Here is a 16794-nt window from a genome sequence, read left to right as displayed (position 1 = left end):
CGCCAGCTCTCGAACTCTGATGAGGAGCAAGAACCCGAAATGACCAGTCAGACCACCCTGCAGTCCGTGCCTGCCCTGGGTACGCGCCCGGCCTCCGGCTCCAACCCGAGCCGCGCCGAGACCCGGGAGCAGCTCGCCAAGGCGTCGTACGACCTTCTCGTGATCGGCGGCGGCATCCTGGGCATCTCCACCGCCTGGCACGCCGCGCAGTCCGGCCTCAGGGTGGCTCTGGTCGACGCCGGTGACTTCGCCGGCGCCACCTCCTCCGCCTCCTCCAAGCTGCTCCACGGCGGTCTGCGCTACCTGCAAACCGGCGCGGTGAAGCTGGTGGCGGAGAACCACTTCGAGCGCCGTGCGGTCTCCCGCCAGGTGGCCCCTCACCTGGCGAACCCGCTCACGTTCTACCTCCCCGTGTACAAGGGCGGGCCGCACGGCGCCGCGAAGCTCGGGGCGGGCGTCTTCGCCTACTCCGCGCTCTCCGCGTTCGGTGACGGAGTGGGACACCTGCTGTCGCCGGCCAAGGCCGCGCAGGACGTGCCCGAGCTGCGCACCGAGAACCTCAAGGCCGTGGCCGTGTACGGCGACGACCAGATGAACGACGCGCGCATGGCGCTGATGACGGTCCGCGGGGCCGTCGAGGCGGGCGCGGTCGTGCTCAACCACGCCGAGGTCACCGGCCTGCGCTTCACCAAGGGCCGGGTGACCGGCGCGGACCTCAAGGACCGCCTGTCCGGCGACGAGTTCGGCGTGAACGCCCGTCTCGTGCTGAACGCGACCGGCCCCTGGGTCGACCACCTGCGCAAGATGGAGGACCCGAACGCCGCCCCGTCGATCCGGCTGTCGAAGGGCGCGCACCTGGTCCTGAAGCGGACGGCGCCCTGGAAGGCGGCCCTCGCCACCCCGATCGACAAGTACCGCATCACGTTCGCCCTGCCCTGGGAGGACATGCTGCTGCTGGGCACCACGGACGAGGAGTTCGAGGGCGACCCGGCTGACGTCTCGGTCAACGACAAGGACATAGCCCAGATCCTGGACGAGGCCGCGTTCTCCATCCGGGACCAGCAGCTGGACCGGGACCTGATCACGTACGCGTTCGCTGGGCTGCGGGTGCTGCCGGGCGGCCCCGGTGACACCGCGAAGGCCAAGCGCGAGACCGTGGTGACCGAGGGCCGGGGCGGGATGCTGTCCGTCGCGGGCGGCAAGTGGACCACCTTCCGGCACATCGGCCGCACCATCATGAAGAAGCTGGAGGCGCTGCCGGGCGCCCCGCTGGGCGACGACTTCGAGCCGATCGCCTCACTGCCGAAGAAGCTGCCGCTGCCCGGTATCGCCAACCCGCGCGCGGTCGCCCACCGGTTGTTGACCGACCGCCCGGCGCCCGGCCCGCGTATGGCGGCCGACACCGCCAAGCACCTGGCCACGCACTACGGTTCGCTGGCCTTCGACATCGCCCGCATCGCCAACGAGAACCCCGAGCTGGGCGAGCGCGTCCACCCCGACGCCCCGGAGATCTGGGCCCAGGTCGTCTACGCCCGGGACAACGAGTGGGCCGAGACGCAGGACGACGTACTGCGCCGCCGGACGACCCTGACGATCCGGGGGCTTGCGACGGACGACGTCCGGGCCAAGGTGCAGGACCTGCTCGACAAGAAGTGAGCCTCGCGGGCACCGAGGGGGGTTTTCGCCGGATGAGCCTCCCCCGGTGTCAGGTCCGGCCACTCCCCTGACCAGGCCGGACCGCACGAGGGCGGCCCACCCCGCGTTCTTCCGCACCGGGGCCGGCCACCACCGGAAGGGGCGGCTCCACGCCGACGGAGCCGCCCCTTTCGCATGCCTGGCCCGCGCGTCGCCTGCCGGACATCTGCGGGCGTCGAGGCCGGTGCCGCCGCTGTCGTGCGGGCGTGACGATCACCGACGCTGACATGGCCGACCTGCTCGCGCCCGGCGGGTTCCCCTTCCTGCGACGCCTGAGCGAGGACGAGGTCCCGCGCGCTCCTGTGCCGCCGCCCGTCAAGGCGGCCGAGTACGGACTCCTCGACCCGCACGTGCTCCGGTCTCGTCAACTCCTCGCAGTCTCACGGTCAGTTCACGCCCCAGCAGCAGCGCACGCCGCGACGCCGGGGCGGGTCCGGCCGACAGGGTCTGCAGGTCCGTCAGCGGAGTGGGGAGTTGGAACGACTTCAGCCACCCGTCAAAGCGATGCAAGCGGTTTCTCATCACGTGAGACAACGAGTACGTCACACCCGGTTGACGCCTCGACGGCGTCAACACGGAGTTACGATCACCGCAGACCGGCACCCGAACCGGCACGTCCGGCACCCCCACCGGCACAGTGAGGCCCTGATGACGACACCCCGTGCGACAGCGATCCGCATGCCCCGCATGCGCTGCTGTCCCGGCGCGATGTGTCGCGGCTGACCAGTACCGCCCGGCCTTCCCGCCGCTGCGCCCTTCCTCACTTCCCCTCCCGGGTGCTTGTCTCGGTACCCGGCCCCCTTTCCAGTTCCAGGAGTTGCACCCATGACCCTGCTGACGACCTGGCCCGAGTCCGGACCGGAGAGCGTTGTCCGCCGCACCTCGGACCCCGCCGAGATCGCCGAGGCGCTGAAGCCGCTGGGCGTGCGCTACGAGCGGTGGCCGGTCCGCGAGGACGTCCCGTTCGACGCGGACAGCGAGACCGTGTTCGCGGCGTACGGCCCGGAGATCGACCGGCTCAACGCCGAGGAGGGCTTCACCACCGTCGACGTGCTGGGCCTGCACCCCAGCGACGACCCGGAGTTCCCGGCGAAGGCGAAGGCCGCGCGCGAGAAGTTCCTCCAGGAACACACGCACGACGACGATGACGAGGTGCGCTTCTTCGTCTCCGGCTCCGGCATCTTCTATCTCCATGTGAACGGCGAGGTGCACGCCGTCTTCTGCGAGAAGGGTGACCTGCTCGGCGTGCCGCGCGGCACCACGCACTGGTTCGACATGGGCACGAAGCCGTCGTTCACCGCGATCCGCTTCTTCCACGAGGAGGACGGCTGGATCGGCAACTTCACCGGTTCCACGATCGCTTCCCGCTTCCCGGACTACGACACGATCGCGGCGGGCTACGACGCCGACAGGGCCGCGGCGTGACCGTGCGGGAGCTTCGGTTCGACGTGGACGCCGTGGTGCTCGACATCGAGGGCACCACGAGTGCCACCGGGTTCGTCGTGGACGTGCTGTACCCGTACTCGCGCTCGCGGTTCGCCGCGCTGCTCACCGAGCGCGGCGACGATCCGGAGGTGGCGCGGGCCGTCGACCAGGTGCGGGAGCTGACGGGCGAGCCGGACGCCGACGCCGTACGGATCGAGAAGACCCTCAACACCTGGCTGGACGAGGACCGCAAGGCCACCCCGCTGAAGACGCTCCAGGGCATCATCTGGTCCGAGGGCTTCGCGCGCGGTGACCTCGTGTCGCACTTCTACGACGACGTCGTACCGCGGCTGCGCGCGTGGCACGCGGCGGGCGTACGGCTGTACGTCTACTCGTCCGGGTCGGTGGCCGCCCAGCGGGCGTGGTTCACCAACAGCCCGGACGGCGATCTGACGCCGCTCGTCTCCGGTCTGTACGACACCGAGAACGCGGGCCCCAAGCAGGAGCCGGAGTCGTACCGCCGAATCGCGGAGTCGACCCGCATCGGGCCCGCCCGTCTGCTCTTCCTCTCCGACCGCCCAGGCGAGCTGGACGCTGCCCGCGCGGCGGGCTGGCGGACGGTCGGGGTCCGGCGGCCCGGGGAGCCGTACTACGAGCAGGGCGTCGGCGACCACGCGCCGGCGGGGACGTTCGACGAGATCACCATCACCACTTCCGGGAGCAGCACGTGACCGCCGACATCAGCCAACTCGACCTTGAGGAGGCGGGCGCGGTCCTGGCCGCCGAGTCCGCCCGGTTCGCGTCCTTCGGCTGGATGCGGGGCACCTCCGGCAACCTGTCCGTGGTGCTGTCCCGCGAGCCGTTGCGGCTGGCGGTGACGGCCAGCGGTCACGACAAGGGCGAACTGACGCCCGCGGACGTGGTGCTGGTCGACGGGCAGGGGTCCGCGGTCAAGGGCGGCAAGCCGTCAGCCGAGGCCGAGCTCCACGCGCGCGTGGCCGCACTGACCGGGGCCGGGGCCGTGGTCCACGTCCACACGGTCGCGTCCGTGGCGATGGGCCGCCGTGAGCCCGGTGGCATCGTGTTCAAGGACCTGGAGATGCTCAAGGGCGTCGGTCAGCCCGCCCACGACGTCGAGGTGCTCCTGCCGGTCATCGCCAACAGCCAGGACATGAAGGTCCTGGGCGACCGCCTGGAGGCCGCGCGCGACCCCCGTATGCCCGCGGTGGTCGTGGCCGGACACGGCCTCTACGTCTGGGGCGACAACCCGCGCCAGGCCCGGCACCACACCGAAGTGGTGGAGTGGCTGCTGGAGTTGGAGCTCGCCCAGCGCTAGCCGGGGGCCGCTATGTCGAGGCGTACCGGCGGCCGGACGGTGACCAGCCCACTCACGGCAGCAGCGCCTCGCCGAGTCGCCGCCAGTGCGGCATCGCGGAGCCGCCGGGTTCGGTGCCGATGACCTGTACGGCGACATGGCCGGCACCCGCTCGGACGTGGGCCTGGAGCTTGTCCACCACCGTGTCCAGGTCTCCCCAGAACACGAGGTCGTCCACGATGCGGTCGCTGCCGCCGTGCGCGATCTCCTCGTCGGTGTAGCCGAGGCGGCGGAACTTGGCGATGTTGTAAGGGGTGCCGAGGTACGGCCGCAGGTGCTCGCGTGCTGTCGCGCGGGCGGTGTCGGGGTCCCGCTCCAGGAGCACCGCGTGCTCGACGCCGAGGAACGCGTCGGGGCCGAGGATCTCCCGGGCCTGGGCGGTGTGGGCCGTGTTGACGTGGTAGGTGTGGGCGCCGGCGGAGCGGTCCCGGGCCAGGGCGAGCATCTTGGGGCCGTAGGCCGCGAGGATGCGGCGTACCGGGGTTCGCGGCGCGGGCACGGACGACTCCTTCGCGAGGGCGTCCAGTTCGTCGATGTACCCGGCCATGGCCGCCAGGGGCTTGACGCCCGGTCGCGCTCCGCCGAATCCCAGACCCAGGACATGCCGTCCCGGGTAGGCGTCGGCCAGCAGCGCGCTCGCGGCGTGGGTCGCGCCCGCCTCCCGCGACCAGATCTGCGCGATGCCGTTGACCACGTGCAGCCGCTCGGTCGAGGCGAGCAGATAGCCGGCCTGGGTGAGCGCCTCACGCCCGCCCACCTCGGGGAACCACACCGCCCGCCAGCCCAGTTGTTCCAGCTCCTGTACGGAGTCACGCACCCGCGCGGCGGGCTGGTGCTCGAAGTCGAAGGTGTAGATGCCGAAGGTCCCCAGGTTCATCATGTATCGGAATATCGCAGATTCTCGATACGAATTCCAACAGGCCTGCCAGGACGGCGAGTTCTCGCCGCTAGAGAGTCCGCCCGAGCCGGGCGACCAGCTCGGCGATGCGCTCCTCGTCCCGCTTGTAGTGGGTCCACTTGCCCACCCGCGTCGCCCGCACCAGACCCGCCCGCTGAAGTTCGGCCAGGTACGCCGACACCGTCGACTGGGCCAGCCCGGCCTTGGCCTGGATGTGGCTCACACAGACCCCGACCTCGGCCGGATCCGCGATCGCCTCGTACTGCGAGAAGTGCCGCTCGGGCTCGCGCAGCCAGGCCAGCAGTTGCAGGCGCACCGGGTTGGCCAGCGCCTTCAGTGCGCCGACCAGATCCGCATCCGGGGAGGTCGCAGCGTCGGTCATGGGTTCGGAGTATAGGTCGGTGTCCTCGCCCGGAGACGTCAGCGCAGCCGCTCCCCCGGCAGCTCCCCGGCCGACACCTCAAGCACCCCGCGCTCGGTGACCAGCCCGGTCACCAGGCGCCCCGGCGTGACGTCGAACGCCGGGTTGTGGCCGCGCGAGCCGGCCGGAGCCGTCCGTACACCGCCCCACTCCAGCACCTCGTCCTCGCCGCGCAGTTCGATGTGGATGTCGTCGCCGGTCTTCGTGGCCAGGTCGACGGTGGTCGTGGGCGCCGCCACCAGGAACGGGATCCCGGCGTCCGCGCAGGCCAGGGCGACGCCCACGGTGCCGACCTTGTTCGCGGTGTCGCCGTTGGCGGCGATGCGGTCGGCGCCGACGACAGCCGCGTCGACCTCGCACCGCAGGATGGTGCCGGCCGCGGCGCCGTCGGCCTGGACGTAGTGCGGGATGCCTTCCTGGACCAGTTCCCAGGCGGTCAGGCGGGACCCCTGGAGCAGGGGGCGCGTCTCGTCGGCGTACACGACCTCCAGACGGCCGCGCGCGTGCAGTTCGCGGATGACGCCGAGCGCCGTGCCCCAGCCGGCCGTGGCGAGAGCGCCGGTGTTGCAGTGGGTGAGGACGCGCAACGGCCGGTCCTCACCGACGCGTTCGAGCAGCCAGTCGGCGCCGCACGCACCCATGGCACGGTTCGCCTCGACGTCCTCGCGCTGGACGGCGGCGGCCTCCTCCAGCACCGCGTCGAGACCCTCGGCGAAGCGGGTCATGACGCGGTCGACGCACACCATGAGGTTGACCGCGGTGGGCCGGGCCTCGCGGACGCGGGCCACGGCCGCGCGTGTCTCGTCGGCCGACCAGCCCTCCCGCTCGCCCTGGAGCAGCGCGAGCGCGACGCCGTACGCGCCCGCGGCACCGATCGCGGGCGCGCCGCGCACGACGAGCCGCTGGATCGCGTCGACCAGGGTGTCCACATCACGGACGTCCATCGACTCGGTGCGGTGCGGGAGCACGGTCTGGTCGATCAGCGCGAGGCTGGTTCCGGTCCATTGGACGGCACGCAATTCCTCGGACCCGGACCGGATTTCCTGGGACATCAGAGGACACTCCTACTGCTCCGTGGGTGATTCGCCACCGTACATGACCTTGAGAAACCACAGTTCGAGACAGTCGAGCGCACGTCCGAACGCCAGGTGTACAGTCCATCCACCCGCACAGCCCGCAGGCCGATACGAGGAGGACGTGTGCTGCTCACCAAGCGCCGCTACCTCGACTTCGGCCGCTGTGCCGGCGACGGCTGTCCCCGCTGAGCCGCCCCCACCTCAGCCTCTCCAGGCGTCGCCCCTCTCACTTCGCGTTCATCGCCGAGCGCGCCTTGCCGTTCCCCGCCGGCTTCCAGGGAAGGTCCCCATGCCCCGCAGACTCCGTCGTTCCCTGCAACTCGCCGCCACCACCGCGCTCGTGGTGACCGCGGCCACCGCCTGCAACGCCGCCGCCAAGAAGGACGCCTCCGACAGTGCGCGCGGCGCCAGCGGAAAGTCGTTCACGCTGGTCACCCCCGACGCCGTCGGGCAGAACGAGTTCCTGAAGCTCGCCGTCAGCGGCATCAAGGACGCGGCGAAGCGGCACGACGGGGCGCAGAAGGTCTACGAGTCCACGGACGCCGCCTCCCAGCAGCAGAACGTCCAGGCGGCCGTCGACGCGAAGCCGGACGTCGTCGTGCTGGTCGGCTTCGAGTTCGCCGACCTCGTCGCCCAGCAGGCCGAGAAGAACCCGAAGCAGCAGTTCCTGATCGTCGACGCCTGCACGACGAAGACGTACAAGAACGTCAGCTGCGCGGTCTTCCGCGAGCACGAGGGCGTCTTCCTCGCGGGTGCCGAGGCGGGCCTGCTCAGCAAGTCCGGCAAGGTCGGCGCCGTCGACGTCCTCGACACGCCCCAGTTCCGGCGCTACAGCGACCCGTTCGCGGCCGGCGCCAAGAAGGTCGCCGCCAGTACGGAGACGTCGACGCGCTTCGTCGGCGGACAGTCCCCCTTCGACGACTCGGCCCGCGCCAAGGAGCAGGCGAACACCCTGCTCGCCAAGGGCTACGACCAGATCATGGCGGCCGCCGCGGCCGGCAACTACGGCGTCTTCGAGGCGGCGAAGGCCAAGGGCGCGTTCGCGTACGGCGTCGACGTCAACCAGTGCCTCTCGGCGCCCGGCACGGTCGTCGACAACGTGATCAAGCGCACGGACGTCGCCGTGGACAAGGGCATCGATGCGGTCCTGGCCGGAAAGACGGGCACGACCGTCTCGTACGGCCTGAAGGAGGGCGGCATCAGCCTGACCGGTCTGGAGGCCGGCGTCGACTCGTCGAAGTGCGTCATCGCCGAGCACAAGGACGTCCTGAAGCAGGTCGAGGCGCTGCGCGACCAGATCGTCGCCGGGAAGCTGACGGTCGATGACCCCGCCGCGAGCTGAGGTCGACGGGGGCGCCGGTCCGGCCGATGTCGCCGTCGAGCTCCGGGGCATCACCAAGCGGTTCCCCGGCACGCTCGCCAACGACGCCGTCGACCTGACCGTCCGCCGAGGCGAGATCCACGCGCTCATGGGCGAGAACGGCGCGGGCAAGTCGACGCTCATGTCGGTGCTTTACGGCATGGAGGTCCCGGATGCCGGGACGATCCGTATCGACGGGCGGGACGTCGACTTCGCCAGCCCCGCCGACGCCATGGCCGCCGGGCTCGGCATGGTGCACCAGAGCTTCAAGCTGTTCGGCTCGCTGAGCGTCGCCGAGAACGTGGTGTACGCCGCCGAGCCGCGCCGCTTCGGCCTGGTGGACCGCGCCGCCGCCCGCCGCCGGGTGCGTGAACTCGCCGAGCAGCACGGCCTGTTCGTCGACCCGGACGCCCGGGTCGGGGACCTGCCGGTCGGGCTGCGTCAACGCGTGGAGATTCTCAAGCTGCTGCACCGGGGCGCCCGGACCCTCATCCTCGACGAGCCGACCGCCGTGCTGACGCCGGCCGAGGCCGACGCCCTGTTCGCGGTGCTCAAGTCGCTGGCCGCCGAGGGCCGTACGGTGATCCTTGTCACGCACAAGCTGCGCGAGGTGCTGGAGGGCAGCGACCACGTCACCGTCCTGCGGGACGGGCGGGTCGTGGCCCGGCTGGTCACCGCGGAGACGTCCGCCGACGAGATCGCGGCCGCGATGACGGGCCGCGCGGTCGAGTTGGACCGCATCCATGCGCCGGGCGCCCCGGGCGAGGTGGTTCTCGACACGACGGGCCTGTCCGCCGACGCCGTGCACGACATCACGCTCTCCGTCCGCGCCGGCGAGATCGTCGGCATCGCCGGTGTCGCCGGCAACGGGCAGAGCGAGCTGATCGAGGCTTTGGCCGGGCTGCGGCCGGTCACAGCCGGGCGAGTGACCCTCAAGGACGACGACATCACCCACGCCTCGGCCACCGAACGCCGCCTCAAGGGCCTGGCGTACGTCCCCGAGGACCGGCACGCCGTCGGTACGGCACCGGCGGCATCGGTCGCGGACAACCTCGCGATGGGTCACCACCGTACGTCCCTGTCCTCCCGCGGCCTGCTGCGGCCCGCGGCCGTCCGCGCCCACGCGCGGCGCCTCATCGAGCGCTTCGGCATCAAGGCGTCCGCCCCCGAGGCGCCGGCCTCCGCCCTGTCCGGCGGCAACCTCCAGAAGCTGCTGATCGGCCGTGAACTCGCCCATGACGCCCCGCTGTTGCTCGTCGAGCAGCCCACGCGCGGGGTCGACATCGGCGCCATCCAGAACATCCACGACCAGCTGATCGCCTACCGCGACGCCGGTCACGCGGTGCTCCTCGTCTCGGCCGAGCTGAGCGAGATCCGAGGGCTCGCGGACCGGGTGCTGGTGATGTACGAGGGCCGGATCACGGCGACCTACGACAAGACCGAGGCGGACGAACGGACGCTGGGGCTCGCGATGGCGGGCGGGACGAGCGCACGAGTGGAAGCCGCCGACTGACATGAACTCACAACGCATCGCAGGAGCCCTGCGCTCCCCCGTCACCTTCTCCGTGCTCGCGGGCGTCCTCATCGGCGCGCTCTTCCTCGTCGGCACCGGCGCGGACCCGCTCACGGCCTACGAGGCGGTCCTGACCGGCGCGCTCGGCGCCGACGGCATCGGCTCGACCCTGACCACGGCCACCAGCGTGCTCGGCATGGCGCTCGCCCTGGCGATCCCGCTGCGCGCCCGGCTCATCAACCTCGGCGGCGACGGACAGATGGTGCTCGGCGGCATCACCGCGGCCGTGACCGGCCTGTACTCGCCGCTGCCCGCGCCCCTGACCGTCGTCCTCGCCCTCCTCGCGGGCATGGCGGCCGGCGCCGGCTACGCGGCCCTCGCCGCCCTGTGCGAGAACCACCTCGGCGTCCCGCTGCTGGTCAGCAGCCTGCTGCTGAGCTACCCGGCGGTGTCGCTGGCCTCCTATCTGGCCCGCTATCCGCTCAAGGAGCCCGGCTCCAGCCTCCCGCAGACCCGGGCCATGCCCGGCGGGGTGGAGCTGCCCGCGTTCGGCGACTCGACCGTGACCGTCGGGCTGGTGCTCGTCGCCCTCGCGGCGGCCGCCTACTGGTTCACGGATCGGCGCACGGCCATCGGGTACGAAATACGCATGACGGGCCTCAACGCGCGCTTCTCGGCCTACGCCGGTGTCGAACGCCGGGGCCTGACGCTGAAGTTGATGTCCGTCTCGGGCGCGCTCGCCGGACTCGTGGGCGCGATCGGGGTGTTGAGCTTTCCCTACCGCTTCGTCGACGGTTCGCTCACCGCGCCGGGCTACACCTGGACGGGTCTGACGGCCGCGCTGCTGGCCATGGCGGCCCCGGTCGGCACGGTGATCTCCGCGTTCTTCTTCGCGGTCCTCCAGGTCGGCGGGCTGGCGATGGAGCGGACGACCGAGGTGCCGCGCGAGCTGACGCAGGTGCTCCAGGCGATCGTGATCGTGTTCCTGGCGGCCCGGCTGCGCTTCCCCGGGCGCCGGCTCGACCGTCGTAAGGAGGCGGTGTGATGTTCTTCGACTCCGATCTGCTGATGTCGGCGCTGCGCGCGCTCACCCCGATTCTGCTGGCCGCGCTCGGCGGGGCGATCTGCGAGCGGGCGGGCGTGTTCAACATCGGCCTCGAAGGCATGATGCTGATGGGCTGCTTCACGGCGGTGGCGACGAGTTGGTTCACCGGCAGCGCCTGGCTCGGCGTGGCGGCGGCGGCGCTCGCGGCGGCGGCGTACTCGCTGATCCTGGCCGTGGGTGCGGTGACGCTGCGCGGGGACGCGGTTGTTCTCGGCGTGGCCATGAATCTCCTGGCCGTCGGCCTGACCGGCTTCCTGCTGCGTACGGTCTTCGGCGTGCAGGGCACCTTCGACGACCCGTCACTCGCCGGGCTCCCGCTGGTCGGTGGCTTCACCCCGCTCGCGTACCTGTCGTGGGCGGCGGTCGCGGTGGCCGCGGTGCTGCTGTCCCGGCACGTGTGGGGGCTCAGGCTGCGCGGGGTCGGCGAGGCCCCGGACGCGGCGGCGACGCTCGGGGTGAGCCCGGTCACGTACAAGTACGGGGCGATCCTGACCTCCGGTGTCCTGTGCGGGCTGGCCGGCGCCCAACTCGCGCTCGGCAACGTCACCTTGTTCACCGAGAACATGACGGCGGGCCGGGGCTGGATCGCCGTCGTCGCCGTCATGCTCGGCCGGGCCGCGCCCGTCGGCGTCCTGCTGGCCGCCCTGCTGTTCGGCCTCGCGGAGGCGGCCGGCTTCCGTCTCCAGGGCCTCGGTCTGCCGCAGCAGGCGACCGACGCCGCGCCGTACGTCGTCACGCTCGGCGCCCTCTTCCTCACGACGGCCCGCCGCCGTCGCCGTATCCGCCCTTCCGGAGCCGCCACATGACCCAGGATCTGCCCCAGAACCTCCCCCAGGACCTGCTGCCCGTCACCCGCATACCCCGCGCCGGACTCCCCGCGCACGCGCTCGTCGTCGGCGACCCGGCGCGCGCGGCGTCCGTCGCCGCTCTGCTGGACGGTGCGCAGGAGGTGTCCCATCACCGCGAGTACCGCGTGTTCAGCGGGAGTTGGAAGGGCGTGCCGGTCACCGTCGCCTCGCACGGGGTGGGCGGTCCGGGCGCGATCCTGATCTTCCAGGAGCTGGCGGACGCGGGAGTCCACACCTTCCTGCGGTTCGGTACGGCGGGTGCGATGCGGCCGGGGATCGGCGACGGCGATCTCGTCATCGCGGAGGCGGCCGTACGGGACGACGGGGTCACCCAGCAGCTGTTGCCGCCGGAGTACCCGGCGGTGGCCGCCCCCGAAGCGGTGCTGGCGCTACAGCGGGCCGCGCGCGAGGCGGGCGCCCCGCACCATCGGGGCATCGTGTGGACGCGGGCGGCGTTCCAGCCGGGGCCGCTGCCGCTGTTCTCGTACGACGGTGCCGGGCTCGCGGCGATCGAGATGGAGCTGTCGGCGCTGCTGGTGACGGCCTCGCTGCGCGGGCTGGTCGCCGGAGGCGTGCTGGTCGTGGACGGCGCCAACGCCGACGAACTCGTCGACGAAGACGCCACCGGCGGGTACAACCCGCACCGGGAGGTCGTGGCGGCCGGTGTGCAGCGGGGAGCGGTGGTGTCACTGGAGGCGCTGCGGCTGCTGGCGGAGGGGAGCGCGGCGTGAGCGCGGTGGACCTGTTGGTGCACGGCGGTGACGTCCTGACCGTCGACGACACCGGAACCGTCGTACGGGGCGGGGCGGTTGCCGTGCGGGAGGGCGAGATCGTCGCCGTCGGTTCCGCCGGAGAGCTGTGTACTCGGTTCACGGCGCGGGAGGTCATTGACGCCGCGGGCTGTCTCGTCCTTCCGGGTCTGATCAACACGCACACCCACCTCGCGATGACCCTGCTGCGCGGCCGAGCCGACGACGTCACGCTCCAGGGCTTCCTGGAGCGGGTGCTGCGCTGGGAGGCCGAGTTGCTGGCGCCGAAGAACGTGGCGGCGGCGGTGCGGGTGGCGGTGGCCGAGAGCGTGCGGGCCGGGGTGACCTCGGCGCTGGACATGTACTGGTTCCACGAGGCGGCCGAGCGGGCGGCCCGTGAGGCGGGCTGGCGGCTGCTGACCGGGCCCACCTTCATGGACGTGCCGGAGCCGCCGGACAGGCTCGCCTACGAGGAGCGGATGGCATGGGCCCGCCGGGATCTTCAGGCCCGGGGTCCGGCGCGTAACGGCGTGCGTCCCGTCGTCTTCGCGCACTCCACCTACACCCTCTCCCCCGCCCAGCTCACCGAGATCGCCGCCCTGGCGCGGGAGTTCGGGGCCCTGCTGCACATCCACGCCGCGGAGAACGCGACCGAGGTCGCCACCGTCGAGGCCCGCCACGGCAAACGCCCGGTGGAGCTGCTCGACTCCCTCGGGCTGCTCGGCCCCGACCTGCTGCTCGCCCACGCCGTCGAGCTCACCGGACCGGAGATCGCGGCACTCGCCCGCACCGGCACCTCCGTCGCCCACTGTCCGGTGTCGAACCTGAAGCTGGGCTGCGGCATCGCGCCGGTGCCCCGGCTGCTGAGCGCCGGGGTGACCGTCGGGCTCGGCACGGACGGGGCCGTCAGCTCCAACACCCTGGACGTGCTGGGCGCGCTGCGGCAGGCGGCGCTGGTGCACAAGGCGGGCGGCGACCCCACGGCCGTCGGCGCCGAGCGAGCCGTACGCATGGCGACGGCCGAGGGCGCGCGGGCGCTGGGGCTCGGGGCCGAGCTGGGCTCGCTGGAGGCCGGCAAGCGGGCCGACCTGATCGTGCTCGACCTGAGCGCGCCGCATCTGCGTCCGCTGCACGATCCCTGGTCCGCCCTGGCGTACGCGGCGCACTCGGCGGACGTGCGGGACACGGTCGTCGACGGGCGGGTGCTGATGAGGGACCGAGTGCTGACGACGCTGGACGAGGAGACGGTGATCGCGGACCTGGAGGCGCTCGTCTGATCAGGCCGCATAATGTGGCTGAGACGTCGGATGTCTCGTACGACATCCTGAACGACGGGAGGGCGGCCATGGCAGTCACCGACGAGGCGATCGAGAAGATCAAGGGCATGATCGTCTCAGGCGCGCTGCGCCCCGGCGACCGGCTCCCCAAGGAGAGCGAGCTGGCCGCCGACCTCGGCCTGTCCCGCAACTCCCTGCGGGAGGCCGTGCGCGCCCTGTCGCTGATCCGGATCCTGGACGTAAGGCAGGGCGACGGCACCTATGTCACGAGCCTGGATCCGCAGCTGCTGCTGGAGGCGCTGAGCTTCGTCGTCGACTTCCACCGCGACGACACGGTGCTGGAGTTCCTCGCCGTACGCCGCATCCTGGAGCCGGCTGCCACGGCGATGGCCGCGTCCCGGATCAGCGAGCAGCAACTGAGCGCGCTGGCGAACCAGTTGGACAAGCTCGGCAACGATCCGTCGGTGGAGGAACTCGTCGCCTGCGACCTGGAGTTCCACCGGGGCATCGTGCAGAGCGCGGGGAACTCGGTGCTGTGCTCGCTCCTGGACGGCCTGTCGGGGCCGACGACGCGGGCGCGCATCTGGCGCGGGCTGACCCAGGAGGACGCGGTCAGCCGGACCCTGCACGAGCACCGGGCGATCCTGGCGGCGCTGCGGGACCGGGACGCGGAGGCGGCGAGGTCGTGGGCGACGGTGCACATCGCGAGCGTGGAGCAGTGGCTGCGGTCCACTCTGTGAGTGAGGCCCCCGGGGGGTGTTCCCCGGTGGCGAACGGGGCAGTGATCCGTTCACTCCCCCGTGCAAGGGGGCTGCGGGCGCCCCCGCCGCACGCCGTAAGGTTGGGTGGTCAAGCGAGGGCACGTCGGAAGGAGGCACTGGGTGATCGAGCTCGAGGGGGTTCCCGAGCTGATCGACCCGGTCATGGTGGCCGCGTTCGAGGGCTGGAACGATGCCGGCGACGCCGCCTCCACCGCGGTCGCGCATCTGGACAGGGAATGGAAGGGCGAGGTGTTCGCGGCGCTGGACGCCGAGGACTACTACGACTTCCAGGTGAACCGCCCCACGGTGTGGATGGACGCGGGCGTCCGCAAGATCACTTGGCCCACGACCAGGCTGTCGGTGGTCCGCGTCGGCGGCGAGAAGCCGCGTGATCTCGTACTCGTCCGAGGTATCGAGCCGTCCATGCGCTGGCGCTCGTTCTGCAACGAACTCCTCGGCTTCGCGCACGAGCTGGGCGTGGAGCTGGTGGTCATCCTGGGCGCCCTGCTCGGCGACACCCCGCACACGCGTCCGGTCCCGATCAGCGGGACGACGTCCGACGCGGACCTGGCCCAGCGGATGGACCTGGAGGAGACCAAGTACGAGGGCCCGACGGGCATCGTCGGAGTCCTCCAGGAGGCGTGCACGCACGCCGGCGTCCCGGCGGTGTCCCTGTGGGCCGCCGTGCCGCACTACGTCTCGCAGCCGCCCAACCCGAAGGCGACGCTGGCCCTGATCAACCGGCTGGAGGACCTGATCGACGTACGCATCCCGCTGGGCGAGCTGCCCGAGGACGCGCGCGCCTGGCAGGTCGGCGTGGACCAGCTGGCCGCCGAGGACAGCGAGGTCGCGGAGTACGTGCAGTCGCTGGAGGAGGCCCGGGACACCGCGGAGCTGCCGGAGGCGTCGGGCGAGGCGATCGCCCGCGAGTTCGAGCGGTATCTGCGACGCCGGGACGGCGGCGGCCCGACACCCGGCGGACACGCCACGGCGGACGGCGGGGAGTCCCCCGGCCCCTTCCTGAGGGACAATCCGAGCGGCCGCACCAAGCCGCCGAAACCACCGAAGCCGGGCAACGCGGACGACGACGAGTCGTCGGACGACTGAACGACCGGACGACCGGAACGGCTGCGAAGAGGGCGGTGCGCGGACTGCGCACCGCCCTCTTCGTCACCGGGCGAGATCGTCACGCGGGCAGGATCCTCACGCGGGCACGGAGATCACGTCGTACGTCGTCTCCGGTGTCGGTGTCGTCGTGAAGCGCGCGTTGGGCAGGTAGAGGCGGCCCTGGTACGCGGCCGCCGTGGTCGGCACGTCGAAGAGCGGGTCGGTGATACGGCGCTGGAAGGCGCCGCTGCGGCCGTCGGCGGCGAGCCCGAACACGTCGATGGCGTGCTGCCGGTTCTGGACGACGTACAGCGTGCGCCCGGTCAGCAACAGTCCGTCGCCGTTGGTGAGCGGGGCCGCGTCGCCGAGGTCGACGAGCTGGGTGACACCGGTGCGCGGGTTCACACGGTGCAGTCCGCCGACCCCGGACTGCACGACCAGCAGCGCGGAGCCGTCGGGGGTGCTCGTGATGCCGTTGGCGTTCACCACCTCGCCGGGGACCTGGCTCCAGTCGCCGCTCAGGGTGATCGCCACGACGTCGTCCGCGTCCGGCAGTTCGCCGTGCCGGCCGAGCGGCAGGGCGTACAGCGCGGGCTGGTAGGAGTCGGTGAACCAGGCCGTGCGCGGGGCCAGGAACACGTCGTTGACGAATGTCGGGGTGGCCGAGGTGAGGACGTAGGAGGCGAGGATCTCGCCGGTGCGGGCGTCCACGACGCGGGCGCCCTGGCCGCGTCCGGCGACGAACAGGCGTCCCCGGTGATCGAGTTTGAGGCCGACCGAGGGTGTGCCGGGTCCGGCCGAGATGATGCCGCCCTCGCCGGTGCGCAGGTCGGCGCGGTAGATCGAGCCGTCGCCGAGCGAGCCGAGGTAGGCGTAGGGTCCGCCGCCGATGGTGATGCCCTCCGGGCGGAAGCCGTCCGGGAGGTGGATCACGGCGGGCCGGGTCCTTCCGGCCGCGGTGGCGGGGGCGCCGGCCGATCCGACGAGCACGGCACCGGCTGTGGCGGCGCCTGCCGTGAGGAGTCTCCGGCGGCTGAGGTGAGGTGCGAAGGAGCGGTGTTCGGGGGCCACTGTGCGTCCTTCCGCGGACAGGACCGGCCAGCAGCTGGTCCAACGGTCAACTGACTCCTCCACCCCACCACACGCCGTGCTCCCCCGCAGCCGCAGACAGCCTCTCGACAACG

16 protein-coding genes are annotated in these 16794 nt (G+C 71.9%); 12 read left to right on the top strand and 4 right to left on the bottom strand.

The features are described from left to right. Window positions 1-39 precede the first annotated feature (39 nt). The 4 genes from KUM44_RS38455 (at window position 40) to mtnB (ending at window position 4456) form a co-directional block, all read left to right on the top strand. Window positions 40-1656 (top strand): glycerol-3-phosphate dehydrogenase/oxidase, encoded by a 1617-nt coding sequence (locus tag KUM44_RS38455; RefSeq protein ID WP_217214416.1) that lies wholly within the window; start codon window positions 40-42, stop codon window positions 1654-1656. Window positions 1657-2520: 864 nt separating this feature from the next. Next, a complete protein-coding gene (locus KUM44_RS38450; RefSeq protein WP_217214415.1) occupies window positions 2521-3120 on the top strand; it encodes an acireductone dioxygenase in 600 nt (199 codons plus the stop codon). Continuing rightward, a complete protein-coding gene (gene mtnC / locus KUM44_RS38445) occupies window positions 3117-3851 on the top strand; it encodes an acireductone synthase (RefSeq protein ID WP_217214414.1) in 735 nt (244 codons plus the stop codon). The genes KUM44_RS38450 and mtnC overlap by 4 nt, the downstream gene beginning before the upstream one ends. Then, the gene (gene mtnB / locus KUM44_RS38440) at window positions 3848-4456 is read left to right on the top strand and encodes a methylthioribulose 1-phosphate dehydratase (RefSeq protein WP_217214412.1); all 609 of its coding nucleotides are present in this window, start codon (window positions 3848-3850) and stop codon (window positions 4454-4456) included. Before mtnC ends, mtnB begins: the two co-directional genes overlap by 4 nt. 52 nt (window positions 4457-4508) lie before the next feature. Here the strand turns inward: mtnB and KUM44_RS38435 are convergent, their stop codons facing one another. The 3 genes from KUM44_RS38435 to mtnA form a co-directional block, all read right to left on the bottom strand. Then, entirely contained in the window at window positions 4509-5375 is an 867-nt protein-coding gene (locus KUM44_RS38435) for a TIGR03620 family F420-dependent LLM class oxidoreductase (RefSeq protein WP_217214411.1), read from the bottom strand. A gap of 67 nt (window positions 5376-5442) precedes the next feature. Next, window positions 5443-5775 carry a helix-turn-helix transcriptional regulator gene (locus KUM44_RS38430; protein ID WP_062722735.1) on the bottom strand — a complete coding sequence of 111 codons (333 nt, stop codon included), beginning with the start codon at window positions 5773-5775 and terminating at the stop codon, window positions 5443-5445. 38 nt (window positions 5776-5813) lie between these two features. Next, a complete protein-coding gene (mtnA, locus tag KUM44_RS38425) occupies window positions 5814-6866 on the bottom strand; it encodes an S-methyl-5-thioribose-1-phosphate isomerase (RefSeq protein WP_217214410.1) in 1053 nt (350 codons plus the stop codon). Between the two features lie 313 nt (window positions 6867-7179). Between mtnA and KUM44_RS38420 the strand changes: the two genes are divergently transcribed. From KUM44_RS38420 to KUM44_RS38385, 8 genes are all read left to right on the top strand, one after another. Beyond that, complete coding sequence (locus KUM44_RS38420; RefSeq protein ID WP_217214409.1) at window positions 7180-8232, top strand: BMP family ABC transporter substrate-binding protein; 1053 nt, start codon at window positions 7180-7182, stop codon at window positions 8230-8232. Further along, complete coding sequence (locus tag KUM44_RS38415) at window positions 8213-9763, top strand: ABC transporter ATP-binding protein (protein WP_217214408.1); 1551 nt, start codon at window positions 8213-8215, stop codon at window positions 9761-9763. The genes KUM44_RS38420 and KUM44_RS38415 overlap by 20 nt, the downstream gene beginning before the upstream one ends. Before the next feature lies 1 nt (window position 9764). Beyond that, window positions 9765-10808 carry an ABC transporter permease gene (locus tag KUM44_RS38410; protein WP_217214407.1) on the top strand — a complete coding sequence of 348 codons (1044 nt, stop codon included), beginning with the start codon at window positions 9765-9767 and terminating at the stop codon, window positions 10806-10808. Then, window positions 10808-11674 (top strand): ABC transporter permease, encoded by an 867-nt coding sequence (locus KUM44_RS38405; protein WP_217214406.1) that lies wholly within the window; start codon window positions 10808-10810, stop codon window positions 11672-11674. Before KUM44_RS38410 ends, KUM44_RS38405 begins: the two co-directional genes overlap by 1 nt. Beyond that, window positions 11671-12447: a nucleoside phosphorylase gene (locus KUM44_RS38400; RefSeq protein WP_217214405.1), complete on the top strand. Its 777-nt coding sequence runs from the start codon at window positions 11671-11673 to the stop codon at window positions 12445-12447. Before KUM44_RS38405 ends, KUM44_RS38400 begins: the two co-directional genes overlap by 4 nt. Next, complete coding sequence (locus KUM44_RS38395; RefSeq protein WP_217214404.1) at window positions 12444-13742, top strand: amidohydrolase; 1299 nt, start codon at window positions 12444-12446, stop codon at window positions 13740-13742. The genes KUM44_RS38400 and KUM44_RS38395 overlap by 4 nt, the downstream gene beginning before the upstream one ends. 68 nt (window positions 13743-13810) lie before the next feature. Continuing rightward, window positions 13811-14482 (top strand): FadR/GntR family transcriptional regulator, encoded by a 672-nt coding sequence (locus KUM44_RS38390; protein ID WP_217214403.1) that lies wholly within the window; start codon window positions 13811-13813, stop codon window positions 14480-14482. 141 nt (window positions 14483-14623) lie between these two features. Then, window positions 14624-15610, top strand: coding sequence for a PAC2 family protein (locus KUM44_RS38385; RefSeq protein ID WP_217214402.1), 987 nt, complete (start codon window positions 14624-14626; stop codon window positions 15608-15610). Between the two features lie 96 nt (window positions 15611-15706). On the opposite strand, the gene KUM44_RS38380 is transcribed toward KUM44_RS38385, so the two are convergent. Continuing rightward, window positions 15707-16681 (bottom strand): SMP-30/gluconolactonase/LRE family protein, encoded by a 975-nt coding sequence (locus tag KUM44_RS38380; RefSeq protein WP_217214401.1) that lies wholly within the window; start codon window positions 16679-16681, stop codon window positions 15707-15709. Between the last annotated feature and the right edge of the window lie 113 nt (window positions 16682-16794).

Origin of the sequence: Streptomyces sp. AC550_RSS872 (assembly GCF_019049285.1) — a bacterium.
GTDB lineage: Bacteria > Actinomycetota > Actinomycetes > Streptomycetales > Streptomycetaceae > Streptomyces.
The sequence above is the reverse complement of the archived record's forward strand: the minus strand, read 5'-3'. Positions and strand labels throughout refer to the sequence as shown.